The organism is Halopenitus salinus (genome assembly GCF_042662125.1).
GTDB lineage: Archaea > Halobacteriota > Halobacteria > Halobacteriales > Haloferacaceae > Halopenitus > Halopenitus salinus.
In genome coordinates this window covers 216,861-236,214 of record NZ_JBHSXL010000002.1, presented here as the reverse complement: position 1 = coordinate 236,214, position 19,354 = coordinate 216,861, and the positions used below count along the sequence as shown (strand labels likewise).

The 19,354-nt window shown below is 56.3% G+C and carries 18 protein-coding genes and 2 pseudogenes; 12 read left to right on the top strand and 8 right to left on the bottom strand.

Features of this window, described 5'->3' with window-relative positions; genetic code table 11:
- Positions 1-2: 2 nt before the first annotated feature.
- Positions 3-251 (bottom strand): SelT/SelW/SelH family protein, encoded by a 249-nt coding sequence (locus ACFQE9_RS02305; RefSeq protein WP_379739694.1) that lies wholly within the window; start codon positions 249-251, stop codon positions 3-5.
- 142 nt (positions 252-393) lie between these two features.
- Between ACFQE9_RS02305 and ACFQE9_RS02300 the strand changes: the two genes are divergently transcribed.
- The 3 genes from ACFQE9_RS02300 (at position 394) to ACFQE9_RS02290 (ending at position 2,086) form a co-directional block, all read left to right on the top strand.
- Complete coding sequence (locus tag ACFQE9_RS02300) at positions 394-783, top strand: winged helix-turn-helix transcriptional regulator (RefSeq protein WP_379739691.1); 390 nt, start codon at positions 394-396, stop codon at positions 781-783.
- Positions 784-1,334: 551 nt separating this feature from the next.
- Positions 1,335-1,610, top strand: coding sequence for a winged helix-turn-helix transcriptional regulator (locus tag ACFQE9_RS02295; protein WP_379739947.1), 276 nt, complete (start codon positions 1,335-1,337; stop codon positions 1,608-1,610).
- 113 nt (positions 1,611-1,723) lie between these two features.
- On the top strand, positions 1,724-2,086 hold the full coding sequence (locus tag ACFQE9_RS02290) for a hypothetical protein (protein ID WP_379739688.1): 363 nt from the start codon (positions 1,724-1,726) through the stop codon (positions 2,084-2,086).
- Positions 2,087-2,113: 27 nt separating this feature from the next.
- Here ACFQE9_RS02290 and ACFQE9_RS02285 read toward each other — a convergent pair whose 3' ends face one another.
- Both ACFQE9_RS02285 and merB read right to left on the bottom strand, forming a co-directional pair.
- The gene (locus ACFQE9_RS02285) at positions 2,114-2,482 is read right to left on the bottom strand and encodes a DoxX family protein (protein ID WP_379739685.1); all 369 of its coding nucleotides are present in this window, start codon (positions 2,480-2,482) and stop codon (positions 2,114-2,116) included.
- On the bottom strand, positions 2,479-3,138 hold the full coding sequence (gene merB / locus ACFQE9_RS02280) for an organomercurial lyase (protein WP_379739682.1): 660 nt from the start codon (positions 3,136-3,138) through the stop codon (positions 2,479-2,481). Before merB ends, ACFQE9_RS02285 begins: the two co-directional genes overlap by 4 nt.
- Positions 3,139-3,324: 186 nt before the next feature.
- Here merB and ACFQE9_RS15205 point away from each other — a divergent pair.
- The 5 genes and pseudogenes from ACFQE9_RS15205 to ACFQE9_RS02260 all read left to right on the top strand — a co-directional run.
- Positions 3,325-3,405 (top strand): annotated as a pseudogene (locus ACFQE9_RS15205) (hypothetical protein); the annotation flags it as partial.
- Between the two features lie 112 nt (positions 3,406-3,517).
- Entirely contained in the window at positions 3,518-4,456 is a 939-nt protein-coding gene (locus tag ACFQE9_RS02275; protein ID WP_379739679.1) for an ArdC-like ssDNA-binding domain-containing protein, read from the top strand.
- 99 nt (positions 4,457-4,555) lie between these two features.
- On the top strand, positions 4,556-5,377 hold the full coding sequence (locus ACFQE9_RS02270) for a hypothetical protein (protein WP_379739676.1): 822 nt from the start codon (positions 4,556-4,558) through the stop codon (positions 5,375-5,377).
- A gap of 74 nt (positions 5,378-5,451) precedes the next feature.
- Positions 5,452-5,703 carry an AbrB/MazE/SpoVT family DNA-binding domain-containing protein gene (locus tag ACFQE9_RS02265; RefSeq protein ID WP_379739672.1) on the top strand — a complete coding sequence of 84 codons (252 nt, stop codon included), beginning with the start codon at positions 5,452-5,454 and terminating at the stop codon, positions 5,701-5,703.
- Positions 5,704-6,138 (top strand): PIN domain-containing protein, encoded by a 435-nt coding sequence (locus ACFQE9_RS02260; protein ID WP_379739669.1) that lies wholly within the window; start codon positions 5,704-5,706, stop codon positions 6,136-6,138.
- A 37-nt stretch (positions 6,139-6,175) separates the two neighbouring features.
- On the opposite strand, the pseudogene ACFQE9_RS02255 reads toward ACFQE9_RS02260, so the two are convergent.
- Positions 6,176-7,098: pseudogene (locus ACFQE9_RS02255) on the bottom strand (helix-turn-helix transcriptional regulator).
- 138 nt (positions 7,099-7,236) lie between these two features.
- Here ACFQE9_RS02255 and ACFQE9_RS02250 point away from each other — a divergent pair.
- A complete protein-coding gene (locus ACFQE9_RS02250) occupies positions 7,237-7,560 on the top strand; it encodes a DUF6788 family protein (protein ID WP_379739666.1) in 324 nt (107 codons plus the stop codon).
- A gap of 448 nt (positions 7,561-8,008) precedes the next feature.
- On the opposite strand, the gene ACFQE9_RS02245 is transcribed toward ACFQE9_RS02250, so the two are convergent.
- Entirely contained in the window at positions 8,009-9,508 is a 1,500-nt protein-coding gene (locus ACFQE9_RS02245) for a Cdc6/Cdc18 family protein (protein WP_379739663.1), read from the bottom strand.
- Positions 9,509-10,402: 894 nt separating this feature from the next.
- A complete protein-coding gene (locus ACFQE9_RS02240) occupies positions 10,403-12,175 on the bottom strand; it encodes a type B DNA-directed DNA polymerase (RefSeq protein ID WP_379739660.1) in 1,773 nt (590 codons plus the stop codon).
- A gap of 36 nt (positions 12,176-12,211) precedes the next feature.
- Between ACFQE9_RS02240 and ACFQE9_RS02235 the strand changes: the two genes are divergently transcribed.
- From ACFQE9_RS02235 to ACFQE9_RS02225, 3 genes are all read left to right on the top strand, one after another.
- Positions 12,212-12,358: a hypothetical protein gene (locus ACFQE9_RS02235; RefSeq protein ID WP_006629034.1), complete on the top strand. Its 147-nt coding sequence runs from the start codon at positions 12,212-12,214 to the stop codon at positions 12,356-12,358.
- 310 nt (positions 12,359-12,668) lie between these two features.
- The gene (locus ACFQE9_RS02230; RefSeq protein ID WP_379739656.1) at positions 12,669-13,439 is read left to right on the top strand and encodes a S1 family peptidase; all 771 of its coding nucleotides are present in this window, start codon (positions 12,669-12,671) and stop codon (positions 13,437-13,439) included.
- A gap of 650 nt (positions 13,440-14,089) precedes the next feature.
- Positions 14,090-17,548, top strand: coding sequence for an Eco57I restriction-modification methylase domain-containing protein (locus ACFQE9_RS02225; RefSeq protein ID WP_379739653.1), 3,459 nt, complete (start codon positions 14,090-14,092; stop codon positions 17,546-17,548).
- Positions 17,549-17,674: 126 nt separating this feature from the next.
- Here ACFQE9_RS02225 and ACFQE9_RS02220 read toward each other — a convergent pair whose 3' ends face one another.
- A complete protein-coding gene (locus ACFQE9_RS02220; protein ID WP_379739650.1) occupies positions 17,675-18,628 on the bottom strand; it encodes a hypothetical protein in 954 nt (317 codons plus the stop codon).
- Positions 18,628-19,263, bottom strand: a complete 636-nt coding sequence (locus ACFQE9_RS02215; protein WP_379739647.1) for a hypothetical protein — start codon at positions 19,261-19,263, stop codon at positions 18,628-18,630. Before ACFQE9_RS02215 ends, ACFQE9_RS02220 begins: the two co-directional genes overlap by 1 nt.
- Positions 19,264-19,354 lie beyond the last annotated feature (91 nt).

Sequence of the window (19,354 nt, the reverse complement as noted above, 5' to 3'; positions counted from 1 at the left end):
ACTCAGGCGTGCGCGTGAGCGCGGTCGTGGACAGCCGCAGTGATTGCTTCGAGGTCGATCTCGCCGTCGTGGTCATCCTTGTCCCAGACGAGGTCGTCGTCTGCGTGTACCTTGAACACGCCGCCGTGACCAGGCTGGAGCCGGACGCCGTCGAGATCTTGCCCGAACTTTTCGAGCAACATTTCCTGGGTCTCCACGGCGTATTCGAGGAGGCCACACGGCACACAGTATTCGATGTTGATTTCCGTCATTCCAAGTTACCCGAAGAACGCTCGATAGATAAGTATCACGTATCTGTTAGGTTATGAGGTTTCGTCCGCGAAACCGTGGTTTCGTTTGTATATGTCGTATCGTTGGGGAACTTCTATCCGGGCGGACGTACAACAAAGCTGTATGAGCGACTCGGCCGACGTTCCGGAGGACGAATGCCTGGCGGTATGGTGTGCGGGCGACGACTGGTGTGCAGTCACGTGCACAATGGATGTGATCGACAAGAAGTGGCACCCAGTCATTATCCACCGCCTGCTGCAACACGACGCGCTCCGGTTCAACGCACTCAGTAATGAAGTCGGAGAGATTACGAACAAGATGCTTTCGCAGAGCCTCGACGACCTCGAAGAGAAGGAACTGGTCGACCGGGAAATCGTGAGTGAGAAGCCCGTCGCCGTCGAATACTCGCTAACTGATCGAGGAGAGTCACTGCAACCAGTCATCGACTCGCTTGAGGAATGGGGGAAAACGTACCTTCAACCTGCCAAGAGCAAAGACGATTCCGCCTGCTAGGACGCCCTCAGTCGTCGAGACGATAGTGAGTTCACGCAGATTGACTACTTGACGCCGCCTCTTCCTCCAGCCGTTCGACTAACCCCTCCCGAAACATCTGTCGCGTCCCCTCAGGACCGGTGACGGTCAGAACCGTTTCTTCGTATGGGGGCGACACGGTGATTTTGTAATCAGCGAACGAACAGCATTGCAGCTCAGCCGAAATGAACTGAGCAACTGCTTGGAGTGACTCGTCACCGCCTTCGAATCGGAGCTCCAAGGCGTCTTCTGGAGCTTTGTACCCAATATAGTGTGAGATGAGAAGTGATCGGACATTCTCTGATCGTGCTGCTTCCTGTTCCTCAGTGAGCGTACACGTAACTTCCCGTTCTGGGTTATTTTGACACATAATACATCACTACTTTGAATACCGAACTATTTATACTGTCAAGTCCGAAGTATGAAATCAGGTGTGGTGAACGAAAGCTATGCCAGATTCTCGAGACACAGTGACTGAAACGCCAAGTTCAACGAATATCGACATGGACTGTCTCTGTCCATTGGGTGACGTGATGGACCTTCTCAGCCGCCGGTACGCAATGCAACTCGTCTGCATGGTCGATGTGATCGGCCCAGCCCGCTACGGTGACATCGAAGAAACGTTCGAGGACGTGAGTAGCTCGACGCTCTCGACGAGACTCGACGAACTCGTGGAGGCCGGGATTCTCGCGCGCGAACAGTACGCGGAAATCCCGCCACGGGTCGAGTACGAACTCACGGAAACTGGCGAAGAGTTGGGCCAACACCTCGAACCCCTCCTCAAGTGGGTAGAGGAGATCGAAGAGTGATTCCCCGTCCCTAGTTGTTCCAGTTGCTGGCTGTAGCGCTCCGTTACGGTAACGTAATGTGGTTACTGTCGGGGTACTGAACGTATTTTGTCCGTCCTGAAGAAGGTCGGTGCATGACCGAGGACCCGGTGAAGCGTACCGAGGGGGAGAGTCGGCCTGATGGCGACACCGACCACAGAGGAGCGGCTAGCGAGGTGGCCGACCCCGATACCGCTCACAGTGAGAGTACGGCATCCTCAGAGGACGATGGCTCACGATGGGGGATACTCGCTATCGCCGGCATCTGTGGGCTCTGTTGTGTCGGTCTCGCCTCGCTTGGGGGCGGGGCAGCGGTTGCCGGAGGTACGGCAGCGGGCGTGACCGCGGCAAACGGTGCCGTCGGTTCCATCGGCGATGCACTTGTGGTCGGGTTGGCGACGGCGCTCCCGCTGTTTGTGATTGGGCTCTTCCTCCGTCGTCGAGCCCGCACGTCTTAATTCGGCCGCGAGATGGAAGGCCCCGGGTTAGAGTTGTACGAGATGCTGACCCGCGAGGAGAGCCGCCGTGAGAGCTAGCAGGAACGCAGGTACGGCGGTTTTCGACAATGGATCACCGATGTGAACGTGGGTGATTATCGCGCCAACCATCACCCCGCTGAGGAGCAGACCACCCACCAGCGCTAGTCCGGGGTGCCAGACTAACCCAGCAAGCAGGCCGATACCACTGAGTATCTCGATGATACCGGTAGCGACCCGAAACCACTGTGGATACCCGAATCGCTGGAAATCGTCGACTTGGTCCTCTTGGTGTGTGACCTTCGCGCCGCCGACGGCCAGACCCGCGAGCCCGAGTGTAGCTTGTGAGCCGACGAGTGCGATACCACCCAAGCTCATTCGGCGCCCCACGAAGAAGAGGTCGCTGTTAGTGCGGCGGCGATGGGTACACCGGCGTCGAGGGGAATGCCGACCGTGGTGGCCGCCACGTCTTCCGCCCAGCGCTCGTAGTCGCCGCGGGTGTGGAACGCCTTCACGTATGGACAGATGGCTCCGTAGGCCTCCCGGGTTGTGGGCATCTCGTCAGCGGGCACGTCACTCTCGGTGGTCACACCGAAGGACATGACCGCATCTGGCGGTGTGACTGTGGCGCCGTTCGCGGGCGACACCTGAATATCGACGGGGTCGTTTGTGGGGGTTTCAGTCCGGATTTCGACGGGTTCATCCACGAGATGGGCGAGCGCGATACCGTCGTAGAAACACCGGAAGTGATAGGTCTCATTTTCTGTCTTCGCGTAGTGAGGGGTTTCACCATCAACGTGACAGAGTTCGTCGATAGCGATTCCCTCCCCTTCGACCACCGTACGAATCGCCGCTATCATGTCGTCGAACGTGTCGATCGAATCGCCGAAGAACCGACTCATATTGTCTCCCACGGCCTCCGGGAGCGCGGCGGTCTTCACTGGCCGTTCTTCGATCCAGCTGTCTGTTTCCGGGGTCTGTGCGTCCGACTTGTCAACCGTTGGGTCGACACAGTGGCAGTCTTGATCCGACATGCGCCTATACATCTATACTCAAAGTAATTATACTGTCAAGTCCGAAGTATAGAACCTGCTTCGAGCACTCGAAGTTTCTCGCACGCTAGAAACTAATCGGTCTATAATAATCCGTCAACGACAATTCGCTCGATGAAACTCCACTCAGTATTTTCGAATACCTAGGCTCAGGAAAGCAAGTTAGCCGAAGTGTCTGAAGAATCCGAGTCGATTACTCGTGGATTAGCGACCAAACAACCGCCACCGGGCCCGCTCGTCCTTCTCTAAACGGCTCAGACACGGACTCCCGCTGACCGACAGAGCGGTTTTTGAACGCCCCCGAGGGGTGCGGCGCGTTCTGAACTGCTGCAGTCGCCGTGAACTCGATTCGGTGAACACAATGGCTACGACTAGTGACTCGTCGGTCTCCTTCGACCAGACCGACACGCGATCCGACGAGATGAACAGCACTATCGAACAGTGGATCGACGACCTCGTCGCCGGCGTCGACGACGCGCAGGCTAGCGAAGAGTTCCAGGGGTGGCTCGACGTCCAGAGTCGCTTCCACGACTACTCCTACCGGAACACGCTCCTTATCAAGCAGCAGTGTCCCGAGGCGAGCCGGGTGGCGGGCTACCGGACGTGGCAGGAGGAGTTCGACCGGTACGTCACAGAGGGCGAATCGGCCATCTGGATCTGGGCGCCGATCATCACCAAGCAGTGCCCGGAGTGCGAGAACTCGCCGAGCTACCACGAGGACAGCGACTGTGAGTACGACGAGACGCCGCCCGAGGAATGGTCCGAGGGTCTCGTCGGGTTCAAGCCCGCGCCGGTGTTCGATGTCTCCCAGACCGAGGGCGAGCCACTTCCTGATCTCGACACGGAAGCGACCGGGGACGCCGGTGATCTCGTCGAACAGTTGACTGTCGCCGCTGACGACCTCGGCGTGACGGTGCGGATCGTTCCAGCCGAGGAGTGGACGCACGGCGAGGCGAAGGGCATCTGCGAGCAGCTGAGTCTCGTCGATATGCAGCCGCGTGTCGAGGTGCGTGATCGGGAGAACGACGCTGATCTCGCCCGGACGCTGGTTCACGAGTACGCGCACGCCCTGCTCCACTTCGACGTCGCCGACGACACCGAGCGGTCGAAACGCGAAGTCGAGGCCGAAGCCGTCGCGTACGTCGTCGGCCGGTACTGCGGACTCGACACCAGTGGGTCGGCGTTCTACCTCGCAGCCTGGGAGTCGGACGATCCCGAAGCCGTTCGCGAGCGGCTCGGACGAATCAGTCGGACGGCAGAGGAGCTCATCGACGTGCTCGAAGAGCCGCCTGCTCCCTAAATCGGTTAACCAACAAATTGCCCGAATCTCCCTCTTTTGTTGGTTAAGTTTTTTCTGCGCCCGCAGAAGGGCGGAGGCGCATTCTGACCTCCGCGAACCATGACTGAAGACTATCTCACAACGGTCCTCGAGGAAGCCGAACACGTTGCCGAGCAGCATGACCAGGTCGCTCGAACGACAGACAACCAAGCCCACGAGTACCTCCGAAACGCCGTTCTTCGGGTGCTCGAAGGCGAGGCGGATCCCCTCCCAGCGGACTGGACGCCGATCGATGGCGTGACAGTCGGCTACGGGAGCGACGAGGCGATGTACGACAGCTGGGGCTCCAGCGAAGACTGGTGGGAGACCGTGCCGCCGCAAGAAGGGTGTACCCGATTCCGGGTGTTCTTCCCGGACGACCACCAGACGGTTCCCCGCGACATCGTCGACGTGATGGCCGCGCCGGGTGCCTGGCGCGTCTGGACTGGAAGCGCAGCCACGTGCGGCTCCTACGACCATCGCGAGCGTCGTGAGGTCCACTACCTCTGGCCGGAAGGCCATCCGGTGGAGGAAGTGCTCCACGAGTGGCTCAGTGGCCCTGCGGAAGCCGTCGCTCCGGACGGTGGCCGAACGGGCGACGTTCGCGACCGGCTGGTCGTCGACGAGAACGCAGAGTCACAGGACGATCTCGAGCCCCGCACGAAGCGTGCCGTCGCCGAAGCGATGGACGTTTCGCTCCTCTCGAAAGGTGGCCGCTACGAGGTGCAGTCCGCGTCCGGGAACCGGTACGAAGTCGACGTCATCGACGAGTCGTGTACCTGTCCCGACTGGCAGCAGCGTTCACCCGAAGGCGGCTGCAAGCATCTGCGTCGCGTCGATCACGAGATAAAACAGGGTCGTGTTCCACGTCCGGATGGGCGCCTTCCAGCACCCTCGAACTAGAACGATATCTTCTGGAGCGCGTGGTAGTGTGGCGACACACTAGGCTTTTCACGGCCGGTCACGTACCGAGAGGTATGAGCAGCGACAGAATCGACGCCGAAAGCAAAGTGTCTGGCAATCAGGCGAACATTCCGGCCCGGATTCGGCGTGAACTCGATATCGACGACGGTGACCAGCTCCGTTGGCATCTCGAAGATGACGGGAGCATTCGGGTCCACGTCATCCAACAGCAAACCGGCACGTTCGCCGACTTCGACGGCTACGCTGGTGAGGAGCCGACCGATGTAACGCGCGATCACGACGCCTGGGGCGTCGATGTCGAGTAAATGCCCCGTGCACTGATCGATACGACAGTCCTCTTTGCCGCCGCATACCGGCGGGATGGATCCCACGATGCCGCACTTCCTGTGCTCCAAGGCATTGACAATGGAGCGCTCCCGGAGGCAGTCGTCCTCGACTACGTGCTCGCGGAAACGCTCAACGGCCTCACGACCCACGCCGGCCACGACGCAGCCGTCGATCTCCTCGATCGAATCGAAGAAAACGCCCGCTTCCACATCGATTCACTCACCACCGACGCCCTCGCAACCGGGAAGGCCCTCTTTCGCCAACACGAACCCCTCTCCTTCGTCGATGCCTGCATTGTCGCGTATATGCAAACCGAGGGGCTCGGCTACCTGTATGCGTTTGACGACGATTTTGACGCCATCGAGGATGTCTATCGGCTCGAGACAGCAACGAATCCCTACAACCCGAACTGACGCCGGCAGACGGCACGGCTGGCGACGACGTTCGGTCTCAGGATAGTCGCACCTCGTAGTCTGCCGCCAGCTCCTGAAACTCGTCCCACTCCGGGAGCCGGTCGTCGTCGACCTCACCGTGCGTCTCGAGATAGCGGAGCAAGGCGTCGATTTCGTCTTCTAGATCGTACTTCACCGCCTGCGCTCGGAGGTCCTCCTCGGCGACGTCGACGTGGCTGAGCAGGAGGAGACAGTACGAGCGGTGGCGGCTGCCGTCGTCGATCAGCAGCGTGTGACAGCAGAGCTCTGCCGGCGTGACTGCGTCGAGGTTCTCGGAGTAGACGTAGTAGCGGTGCCCGGTGAGCAGGAACTGGAGGTCGAAGGCCGCGAATCGAGCGAGGCCGGTTTCGTGGAACGCCGCCGCATCGATCTCCGTCTCGGCCTGAGCAAGGAATTCGTCGTAGTCTTCCCAGAGAATCGTCCCCTTCGGGGCGACGGCTTCGAGGCGCTGGCGATGTAGTGGTGTGCGAGTTCACAGGCGAACGCGTGGAGGCGGTCGAAGTCGGCGTTGAACTTGTAGTGGCCGTCGACGGTCCCGACAAGCCCACGGTCGCGAAACCGCTTGAGGACCCGGTTGACCGTGTTGCGGTAGTTGTCGGTCCGGTCCGCAATCTCGGAGACAGTTTGCGGCTGGTCGAGGTAGTACAGCACCTCGAGTGCCTTCCCGGTCAGCAGCTCGGGGAACTCGATGTGAGAGTGCTGGCGGACAAGGTCCTGATAGAGCTCGACGGCGCGAGCATCCGACGGGACGACGCGTTTTCGACGGCCGTCGCGTTCCGTGTAGACGAGCCCCTTCTCGACGAGGTCGGCGACGGCACGAGAGAGGTAACTCTTGCTGTGGTCGAGCTTCGTCGCGAGTTCGGAGATCGTGTCGCCGCGGTCGACCGTGGCGAGGACCTCAAGTTCGATGCGCCGGAGCACGGCGTAACATAGTACGAAACTTATGTATGAAGAAGTTTCGAGTAGTGTTACAGTCAGCAGGCACGGGAGCCGTCTCCACCGTCTTAACCAACAAAACTATGGGTGGAGAGTCTGTGTTGGTTAACACGGAGAGAGTCGATGTCCTACGAACCCCCGACCCCACCGGCGAACCTCCCGACGGAGATCGTCAACACGCTCAACGAAGCCACATCGGAGCATCTTCGGGACGTTGCCAGCTACGCCGAGGCGTTGGCCGAACACAAAGAGCGGGAAGCTCGTCTCGAGGAGGAAGCGGACGACGCCGACATCGAGGAGCGCCCCGATGACCTCCCAGACGACGTGCCGGCGAAGGCGACGATCACGATCAAGGAAATCAACGACAACCGCTACTACTACTGGCAGTGGCGGGAGGGAGATTCGGTGACGTCGAAGTACAAAGGGCCGGTGAATCCCGACGAGTAGACGAGATTGAACTGTAGCCTGGTGGTCTTTTCAGTACTATTAGAGACGTAGCAGACGACACCCCCCAGAGTGTGAATGGGATTGGTTTGCCCAACACCCCTCAGTGTGAATGGGTCCGGTCAACCCGGACGAGTGAAACACGAAGGGAGAGGACACCCGCCCCACGTTTCCGTCGTTTCTCCACCGTCTCCGCATCATCGATGGTGCCGACGATTAAGAAATCGTAGGACACACCCCCCGTTTTCGAGTTGTAAATGGGAGAGGGAAAGGGGAAAGCACAGTACATTGACCGGCACGTCAAATCTCTTGGCTCACCCACCCCCCGTTTTCGAGTAGTAACGAGACATCCCGACGAATGACACCCCCCATTTTCGAGTTGTAACGCATCGCGCGGGATACGAACACCCCCCGTTTTCGAGAAGTAAGTGCGGGGAGAATACGGGCGAGATCAGTTCTTACTCCGGAACTGCTTCAGCCGTTCGCGGACAACCGCGCTGATAGTCGCCTCTTCGTGAGCTAGATCTTCGAACCGGGAATCCTCACGGATCGTCTCCATGATCGTTTCGGGATCTTCAGAGAGGGAGAAATACATATGCACTCCTCTGCCTCGACCCTTACCTCGACGCTCGAAGTCCAACACACCGTACGTACTCTGCTCTGTGACGTGATTTACGAACGTCTCACGGCTGTACTGGTCCGCGTCCATTGTATCAGCAATGAATTGATACGTCTTGAACGCAGGTCCAGCAGGGATCCACTCAGGGTGTTCTCTTGCGTAGTGGGCAGTGGCCGCCACAGCGTAGATGGAGAGTTTCTTTTGAGTCGAAATGCCGCTGATATGGCGGAGCTTGCGGTTTTCGGTGTATTTTTCCTGAGCATCACGGACATCAGTCTCGATAACCGTGTCGGCCCCACGCCGCTCGGCTAATTCACCAGCCCATCTGAGGAGATCAATCGCTTTCCGCGCATCCCCGTGCGTTTGGGAGCCGAACGCAGCAACAAGCGGAACAACGTCATCTGCAAGTGAGTCTGGCTTGAAGGCGTCCCGCCGGTTGCGGAGAATACTACGGAGTTGGTTCGCATCGTAATCGTCGAAGAAGATGTCGTCAGGGTTGTAAGAACTCTGTGCGCGGCTGTTGAGGTCCTTCATGAAGTCGGCGTAGTTCGTGATCGTCGTGAGCGAGATGGGACCATCAAAGTCAGCGAGTTTGCGAGCCCGTGAAAGCTGGTAGATGAGAGAATTGTACTCTGATTCCTGATACGGCCCCTCGAGCATATCGATCTCATCGAGAATGAAGATGACACCGTCGTAATACTCTCGCATCAGTTCGTACAGTCGCTCCAGCTTCTGATCCGTTGAGACGCCGGTTTGGGGAACACCAGGATCAACGCCGAGGTCGTCGGCAGCGGCTTTGACTAACCGATAGACAGCCCGATCTGCAGTCTTCGGCCCCTCGCAGTTGATTGAAATGACCCCGAAGGTCTTGCCTTGAGATTCACACAGTTCGACGATCTGTTTGCAGACTGCATGAATGATGAGCGATTTCCCCGTTCCAGATGGCCCGCTCAGGAGCATATCGGGGATCCCTTCATTCTGGAGGACCGGTTTTAGATTGTCGACGACACGGCCCAGTTGGTCGTCCCGACCGACGATACGGTCCTCGTCGATGATGGTATCTGACCGGACGAGGTCTTTGTTCGCGAAAACGCCACCGGACGACTCCGTTTGGAGACGATCACGAATTGAGATGCCGCCACCGTCGCCGTTAGTTGCTTCTTGAGACGAATCGGCGGGATCTGATCCGTTTTCGAAGGTCGTTTGTGACGTGCCAGGAGATGCCACCTCCCCATCCGTCGATTCAGGAGTTTCAGGATCAGCAGCAGAAGATTCACGATTCTCCTCACCTTCCGGATTATTCGATCCTGCTCTACGTCCCTCTCGTCCCATTATGAACCCCCTCGAACTCTGGGTATAAAAAAGTGGACCCTTGTGGAGTTGTAACCAGGCGAAAACAGGCTATCTAACGACTACAGCCGCGTATTCTCTGAATGAGCCAGATACCGTCTTCGGAATCTATCACCTTCCGTTGTCGAGTTGTAACGGTTCGACGAAGCTCGCTGTCGTCGAACTTCCTTGATGACCCGGACCCCCCGTTTTCGAGTTGTAAGATGTTGGGGGGCGGTAACACACCTGGTTCGATGCTCCCACCCTCACGTTGTAAGGAGAAGTGAGTCGAGGTGGATCTCGGAGCAAAATCCACATAATCCGGATTTTGTGAATGATGCTCAGGGTGATACGGTCTTTCTCATACTCCCCGTTTTCGAGTAGTAAGCGCCAGAATGCTTGCGAAAGAACGCCACTCGTAGAATCCGTTCACGAGTGAGAGGAATACCGGGTTTTGGACATGATTGCCGGGGAAGCCGCTTTGGTGATCTCGAATGTTTCACCCCCTCCCCCCTTTTTCGAGTTGTAAGTCGCGGGGGAACAGGCCATCCAAGACGTAGTGTAACGAGAGGTGAGGTAACTAAAATTGGTGTAGAGGTGTTGAGACGCGATAATACACGGAATGAGAACCACGAATGGGATGAAGTCGTCCTCTACATCCCGAGACATCAATCGTCTAGCTGAGCTAGACGATATATTTTCTTATCCCTAGTGCGGTTATGGTAAGGTAACGTGTGATATAAACTTTCGCATATCTAATCGCAAGTTAGAAGATTAGACACTCAGCCTCTCTATCGCGTATATCCACCACAATCGGCTGTTTTGCAGTCCCTCTTGCTGTTCACCCCCTCCCCGGCGTCACGAGTTTACAACTCGAAAAAGGGGGGAGGGGGTTCGTCAGGTCCAGTCCGTGATACCGACTACATGTGTTCCGTTGAGTTCTCGTCGGATGTCGTTCCGATCCCAGTCAAGAGGTGCCAGTATGCTCTCGACCGCTCGAACTAGCTGCGTCTCGTAGTACGAGGCGTCGTAGGTCTCGATCGCTTCGTGGGCGAGGGCGACCCGGTCTCGCGAGAATTTCTCGTCGTCGACGACTACGTACTCGATGTCCTGGCCCGGGTGGACTGCCAGTTCCTGCTCGCGGGCTCGCTTCAAGGCGGCCACGTTCTGGGTATTCTGTGAGTAGCCTTCCAGGGGCTTGGAGACACGGTTCCGCTCGACGAGCCGCTCTACTGCTACGTTGCCCGCCTGCAGTTCGTCGATTGCTCGTTCGAGACGTCCGAGCACTGCGTCCGGTGACCGCGTGGCATCGAGCCGGTCGAGGCAGTCCCGCTGGACGTCCTCGATGAACGGCGGGGTCGAGCGCTGCCGCGCTTCGATGCCTCTGATCTTGAAGTCGTCGTCGCCGGCGACCTTCCCGAAGTACTTCGTCAACGCGCCGGCGTCGCTCTCGCGCTGCGGCACGAACGCCACCCAGTCGTACTGAGCTTCGTGTTCGAGCCGAATCTCGACACGTCCCGTGATCTCCGTCGCGAGCGTCTCGAGGTTCTCGCGGTCCTCGTCGTCGACGTCGGGGTCCGGCGTCACCCAGATGGAGTCGACGATGCCGTGGACGACTCGCCAGCCGCCCGCTTCAAGCCGCTGTTTCGCCGTCAGCAGAATTTCGCGAGCGAACGCGTTGATCGCCTCGTGGCACTCGATGCGGCCGAACTTCGCGTTGCTGAACCCTTGATAGCCGAAGCAGGCGACGAGGATCCACTTCAGCGCTCCCGACCGTCCCTCGAGCTCCGCCAGCCGGTCCTTGTCGGGGTCGTCCCGTTCCTTCTCGCGACGGATGGCCGCCTTGATCTCGTCGCGAGCGTCGATGATCGGCTGTAGCACGTCGACGAGGTAGCCCCGGTCGTCGCAGATCGAGTACCCGAGGCCGGGGACATCGTCGCGGTCGCTGTGGCAGTCACACCGGATGACGTCCGGTGAGATGTTTCTGGTACAGATGATGTTCGGGTACAACGAGGAGAAGTCGAGTTCGTGGACGTTCTCGTGGAGGCCGGCCTCGGGGGCGAAGATGAACCCGCCGCGGTCGGCGTCATGGAGCGTCCCCATCGGCTTGTAGAACTCGTGGCGCCAGGAGTTCCACGGGACGAGGACACCGCGGTCGTGGGCCTCGCAAATCTGGATCGCCGTCAGCACGTTCCCGATCGACGCCCACGCGAGCTCCTGGACGGGCTTGTTCGAGCGCGACACGAGGTCGAGGACGCCGTCGAGGTTCGTCTCCCCGTAGAAGAACGTGTTCGACTCGTCGATGATCGCCCGGCCGGGCACGTTGTACCGCGCCGGCGAGTGGCCGACGCGGCCGTAGCTCGAGTACGTCGACCGGCTCGCGAGCTGCTGGTAGTCGACGTCCGGCCACCGACTCAGCGAGAAGTCGTCGACGCCTGCGTCCGTCGCCATCTCGTACAGAGTCGGGATGATCTCGCTGGTTGAGCAGACCAGGACATCCGGATCGTGCGCTTCGAGTGCCCCTTGGACGGCGGTCAAGATATCCGTCGGCGAGCCGGTGACGGCGTCGCCGGCGACGGACAGTTTCTCGTAGACGTCGTTGCTCGTTTCGGTCACCGGAATACTGAGCCGGAGCGTCGACAGCTCGCTCGCTTTTATCCTCGGCGTCATCCTTTTAGTGGTAGGTACACTATTCCTCTTTACAGTATGACCGACGAAGGAAACTCCGGTGACGGCGGCTCCTCCGGCGACGGTGAAGCCCCCGACCTCGGACAATTCGGATCCCACGAGACATTCAAGGGCGGAGACAGCCCCGACAACACACGGCCCGGCGACACCTCCGACGACGAGTAAGGCCGCTGTAACCCCTCTAGTCTAGATTTTATATCACGGTTAGCAGCAGGTATTCAATACAGCAACGGCTTTGTCAGCTACTTGCTTGCTGTCAGCAGCGGTGTGACCGATATAGAGATTCCATGTAGGACGGAAGCTTTTTTCTTTCGCCTCAGATGCGTTGAAGCAACCGTTCACTGTTTATGCGCAGTGACCAGGCCACCCCGGTTACGATTACGGGTAGGAGGCACGGTCGTTTAACGGGCCTTCCCGGGTCTTACTCGATGTATCACCAACGTCAATAACCCGGCCTACTCTACCGGAACACAACATGAGCATGCCGAACAACCCTTTAGACTCGCTATTCCTGTGCGTCACACCGATCAAACTACCGGGCGGCGGTCACGCAACAGGGACACTATTCCGATACGAGCAGGAAGACGAGAAGACAGACTATCTCGTCACGAACCGGCACGTCTTCGTTGAGGAGAACGATGACGGCGAAGAAGAATTCGTAGCCGAGGAAGCCCGGATTTACCTGCGAGACAACGCGGACGCACCGATGCTCCGTATCAGCCGCCCACTAGATTTAGTGAAGGACGGCGAGCGGCAATGGATGGAACACTCCGCTGAACCGCAACCCGACCTGGCAGTGCTCGAATTGTACGACGATTTGGATGATTACATCAATCAACCGATCGGCCCGCCAAACTTCCTCCCTGATGAACGACCGATAACAGCAGGTGAGGAAGCGATGATTGTTGGGTACCCAGTGATCGAACCGAACGACTACATGCCGATAATCCGGAGTGCCCTGATCTCTAGTCATTACGGCGGCGGATTTATGGGGAATCTCGCGTTCGCAACAGACGCGAACACGCACTCCGGGATGAGCGGAAGCCCAATCTTCACAACACCGTCGATAATCGATCAGATGGATGGCGGGCCCGTCGTGTATAAGCAACCGCAGCGGTACTTCCTCGGAATTCACTCATCGACTCTGCAATCGCCCGCGCATTCGATAGAGGAAGGCCCGCTGAATGTTAATTTCGCGTTCTACCCGGAGCAGATCATTGAGATCATCGAAAACAGTGAAGAGTGAACATGTCGTCAGCCTCACGGCTTGACCTTCCCGTACCAGTTCCACACGATCCGAGCGCGTTCCGGCCGCGCCACTCGACCAGCGACAGGAGAAGTACGACGATTGTCACCAATCACGACCCGATACCGGTGCTGTCGGATCAGACATGTCCCAAGGATACCCATCAAGATAGTGAAAAGCAGGGTATGGACAGCATTGAGGACGTCGTGTGAACAAAAAACGCCTGTTTCGGGTCTGTCGTAGGACCGAGTGGGAGGAATTAGCGCAATAATCACAACCACAATTGACTCTCTGCTGTCTCGGACTACAATAATGTGAAGAGCTGCTCTGTTAAACTCGATGACCGCACGGCGATCATGATCTCTGAAGAGGCGATCAACTCACTCTTCGTCGTCGAGGAGTTGGATCGATCCACCTGGCGATTTCGATCTTCACTTTCTCTTCCAAGAATCCATTTCTGACTTTTCTCGACAGCGCTCCTAAGTCGAGTACAGAGTGACCGATCCCAACTCCTTCTGCGGATTCAACAGAGCAGATTCGAAAATGACTGGGAGAAAGTGGACTTCTGACGCCGATATTTCGGCAGCACATAAATGAATATGTTCAGGGGGAAGCGATTAAGTCCCGACCAGTCAACGTACCTGTTATCCATGCCTGGTCCGGATGAAGTCCGTTCTATCTTAGAGGATTTCGTCGACGATCTAGACGACCACCTTGGCCCTCAAAAGCTGGAAGAGACGCTACAAGGTGATTACAGTCCAAACACCGCAGAGTTAGGAAGTCAGCCCGAGCCTTGGATTCGCCGACACCTCATCCGTCCGCTTCTCGAAGAAGTCGATCTCTACTGGGAGCCAGAGATCCACGGTGGAGGAGAAGGATATCCTGACTTCGGAATTACCAACCTTGATGTCAAGGTAATTGGCGAGGACAAGAAACTCAACGGATCCGAAGACGCTGCCGAAGATATCGAGACCTACCTGAATAACCGGGCAGCAAGCCAAGGAGCCGAATACGGTATCGCCACGGACGGGATCACTTGGACAGTAATCCGCGTCGAACTCGGTGGAGACTACCTTGACTACGATCGAATCGATCCGACACCAATCGACTTCCGCCAGGAACTGCTGAAAATAGCTTCCGAACGTACCTCAATTTCGCACACCGGTGTCTCAGAGGTAGACGTAGATGAAAAAGCTGAACTGTTCTATGAAACATTCAGCCACGACAGCTTCAACCAGTTGTTAACTCAGGAAGCTCCGAAAAGAATCCGTAGAGAGAAACAGGCGGGTATCGAGGAGTTCTACGACCTGTACGTCCAGATCTTATTCGGAGAAGGTTCCAACGACTACGACTACGATACAACTCTTATCGACAATATCCAAGCCCCTGAAACTGCTTCAGAGGGCGACAAACGGAAGTTCGCTATCAAACTGGTGAATAGGCTGCTGTTCGTCAAATTCCTAGAGGACAACGAAGTTCTTCCGGAGCGATTCCTCACAGAGCGGGTGGAGAAGTACCAAGAGGCACAAGATGTTGACCAGCTTACTGGCGGCCTGTACAAGACTCAGCTTCAGCCGATTTTCTACTCCCTGTTTAATACTGAGAAGGACGACCGGATCTCGAAGCATCGCGGTGGCTGGTTTGACGACGTTGAGTACCTGAATGGGAATCTATTCGCACCGGAAGAGCAGGAACGGGAGTACGACGTCGACGACCCGATGCTAATTACCGTGGTTCGGGACCTTATCGAAGGGTCTGAGCTTGAACAGGATAACGGCAGCCTCGATCCCTCTGTTCTAGGCCAAGTGTTCGAGATGACGATTAACCACATCAACAGTGGTCAAAGCCAAAAAGACGAGGGAGCATACTACACCCCGAGCGACGTAATCCAGTTGATTAACAGGGAGACTGTTGATCCAAAGGCGTACGAGATCCTTGTTGACGCCTACAGTACTCGTCTCTCCGAGAGTTCCAATGTGGATGAGGAGACAGCTCAAGAGCTTGTTAGGGACTATGAGCTCGGGGAAATGCTACGGGAAATCGAAGAACGAGAGGGGTACTTCAGCGATCCTAATGCATTAAACGAGGCTTATCAGAGGTTGGGTGAATTGAAAGTTGTTGACCCTGCTTGTGGTTCCGGTCACTTTTTGACAGGTGTAATGGACGAGATACACCGGATTCGGATGTCGCTTCTCCGCGGCCTGTACGGGGATGATCTATCTGATGCCGAGGTCTACCAGTCTAAGAAAGAGCTAGTATTGAACTCGATTTATGGCGTCGACATCAATCCGATCGCTATCGAAATTGCAAAACTCCGAGTATGGCTGAAAATGGTGGAAGAGGGCTGGGAACAGGACTACGGCGAACTGCCAAACATCGACATTAACATCGTTCCGGGTAACTCGCTGATCGGGCTTCCACCTCGCAGCGAAGGACAGACTGCGTTAACTTCATTCGAACTGGATCTTTCCAGCTTCCGTGATATCCGGAATCAGTACCGGCAAGGAAATATCTCTCGTAGAGAACTTGACCGTCGTATCGAGGAGATGAGACCCGAACTAAACGACTACTTCCTCGATCAGATGAACCACTACATCGAAGAAGTGGTGGAGTCTGAATCTGATTGGGAAGATCTAATCGATGGATTAGACAGCCTGTATCCGTCTATTCAGAAGGTCACTCTCCGACGGAGCGACAATCAAGAACTATCTGACGATACAAAACAGGGGCTTGAAGATGCTGGATTCAACGTCGAACCTCGATATGGGAAGAGTGCGAAATTAGAAGAAGGCGATCTGAATACAGCTGATTCAATCTCCAGATTTGTTGGAGATGAGTTCTTTTTTGAGGTAGAGAGGCAGCCGCTCCAAAGCGACATAGATAAACTGGAATCGTTTGCTTCTCAACCTGATAACCCGAATCTGTCGTACGAACCGTTCCACTGGCCTGTCCGGTTCCCAGAGGCAGCACGAGAAAAAGAGAGCGGCAATGGTTACGCTGTCGAGTTTGATCTAGTTGTCGGTAATCCTCCGTACGGTGACGTTCAAAGTGATTTAGAGAAGCGGTTCACTGCCGGATACAAGACTGAGAATGTGAACGACGTTGTTGGTCCGTTCATTGAACGGCAGATCCAGATTATGAATGAAGGCGGCTACTTTGGCAATATTGTGGCCCTGATGTTTGCCTACCAGGGTAATGCTTCCACCATACGTGAAGTAATCAGGGGGAACCTCGCTGAAGGAAAAGTAGCTTGCTTTACTCGACGGCCCTCACAAGTTTTCGCGGGTTCACAAGCCCGTACAGGAATAATTACCGCTGAGAAAACTGATGGAGGAGACGATAAGTCGATCAAAACCAGCAAATTCCTCAGATTTACTGAGGACAACCGGAAGGAAGTTTTCGATAACATCGAGTACGAACCAATTGAGGGTCTTGTGCTAGGCGATAAGATAGGCGGCGGTGGGGACTCCAGTCTACCCAAGATCGGCGACGATGATGTCAAGAATATCCTTACAAAACTGAAAAATAGTTCTGACACCGTTTTCCGGGACAAGATGACTCGGAACGATTCAAACAGCACCTCTCATGTCGTTTGGAGAAGCTACCACCCAGCCTACTTTATCAACCCATTCCTTGAAGATCTCTACCCATCAGGTGAACAATCAAGAGACTTCAAGCCGATGTACTTCAACTCGGCACTTGAACAAAAAACAGCATTCCTCCTCCTCCAATCCTCTCTGTTCTACATGTACTGGATGGTCTATGAGAACGAGCGTGATGTGAACTGGAAGTCTATCGACGCATTCCCATTCCCAGATGATAGTGACTTAGAGGAAGAAAGCGAGAAAATTCACGACATTGCCGACGAACTTTGGGAGGAGATGGAACACCGATTCCTCGGGAACATTCGAGAGACATTCGACACTATCTCGGCTGTTAAACCGATTGCTGACAAGGCTGACGAGCTTCTCGGTCCGATGTACGGACTAGATGAAGACGAAGTTGAGTACGTCAAAGAGTACGACGAGCAGTACCGGCTTAGTGACGTCGATCAAACCCAGCTAGCTGATATCTCGTTCGACTGGGAAGGCGACGAAGAAGGGGACTAACTTGTAGCCATGTTCACCGGCCAGTTGGAATACGCAGGTCAAGTCCATGCTGGTCCATGAGGCGGACTCCAAGACATAGTTTAATTCCGAACTGTGAGCACCGCAGCCTCAAACAGTAGCGTGTTCTCAGCTTACCGGAGATTCCTGTGCGACCTGTCGGTAGACATCTGGATTTGACTGAACGTACTCGCCGTCTTTCTGGATGACTTCCGTTTCTGCCAGCTCGTTGAGCTTGTCGTTGACCACGAAGGGGTCAATGTCCTCACCGTACTGGCGCTGGTAGTTCCGCGTGACCGCGTCTACGTCTAGATGTAGGCTCGGGTCTTGGCGCTGAAGAGCATCGTAATAGTATGAATTACAGAATTTCGGGTAGTGCCGCAGCATCCGCAGTTCCAAGCGATCCTGTAGGACATTATACCCCTCCTTGACGACGTTCCCGATCACCGTCTTGACGTACTGATCGTTATCAAGTTCGAGCAACTGGGTTTCCTGCATCTTCTCGCCTTCAGCTACCATCTCACCATCAAAAGTCAAGAACCCGAGATCGGACAAGACCTGAACGTACTCCTCACTGTTCCCGGAGCCCTGTGCATCCTTGAGCCGAGACAGCGGGATCGATTCCTCTTCATGTACCCACCGCACCAGCTGGATGATCGCGTTCAACTGGTTCTCCACCGGTGTGAGTTCGAAGACGTGTTCGTAGATTGCCTTTGCCATCGACCAGTCAAGCCGGTCGATGATCTGCTGGCGGCGCTGTACGAACCCTTCATGAACATCATCGCGGTCCGGGAGGTTAACGATATACGCACCCTCACCGGTGGCTTCTCCGCGTAGCGTGTAGATATCTCGGATATTGATGAACTGCAGGACGCGGTCCTGCTCAAGTGAATCGGAGACATCCTTCGGGACGGTGTTGCCCAGCGAGATGACCAGATCGTCGTTGGATGTCTCGTGGATCTCGTTGACGTAGATGCCGCGGCCGTACCGGTGCTTTAGCTCGGTCTCCGCCCGGCCGTGCCGGATCTCTTCGAAGCTGTGGAATTTCAGGCGGTTTCCGGGCCCTGCGTTTGTACTGGCCATTACTCCTCGTCCTCCTGTCTAAACTGGGGGTTTGTAAGGACTTGTTGGTCGCTTCGCTGTAGCCACATCGTCCAACGGGAGGATGCTGCTGTCCACCATTCGTAGAACTGGGTTTTGGATCTTTGGGTGGGTGGGGAATCGATACGGGTAGAGCGCTGGAAGATCTCCTCGAACGGATCGTAGAACAACACGGTCTCGTCGTTGACGGTGAACGGGATGACGACGTGGTCCCACTGATACCCGTCGACGCCGCCACGGGGGTCATAGCCGTCGACGCTCTCAAAGTATGTAGAGTCCAGCTCGATGATGGGGAGTGAGCGGTCGTTGTCATCGATGATGGCTTCGAGATCCTCGAATGTCGCGTTGAACATGATCTTGGTTTCGATGCCGTAGTCTTCGATCTCTGGATCGAGTTTCGCGGGGACGTTGCGGGAGGTGGAGGCACCGCCAGCCCGGTAGTCACAGATGTCGTTGATGTCGCTGAGGCTGAGCGGGCTATCGGAATTGTGGCGGTCGGCAAATTCGTCGAGGACGTTTTTCAGTGCTGTGGGAAGGCACATGTCCTCAGTAATTTGCGGGCGGAATTCCTCGACGGTGGTCTGGAAGGTTTCCCGGTCCGCGTCCGTGATCGTCACGTATGTAGCCTCTGTCTGTCGAGTTATAGCCGAGAACAAGGTATAACTTTCGGTCATCTGACCAATTAGAGCAGTAGTCTCAGATGTCGAT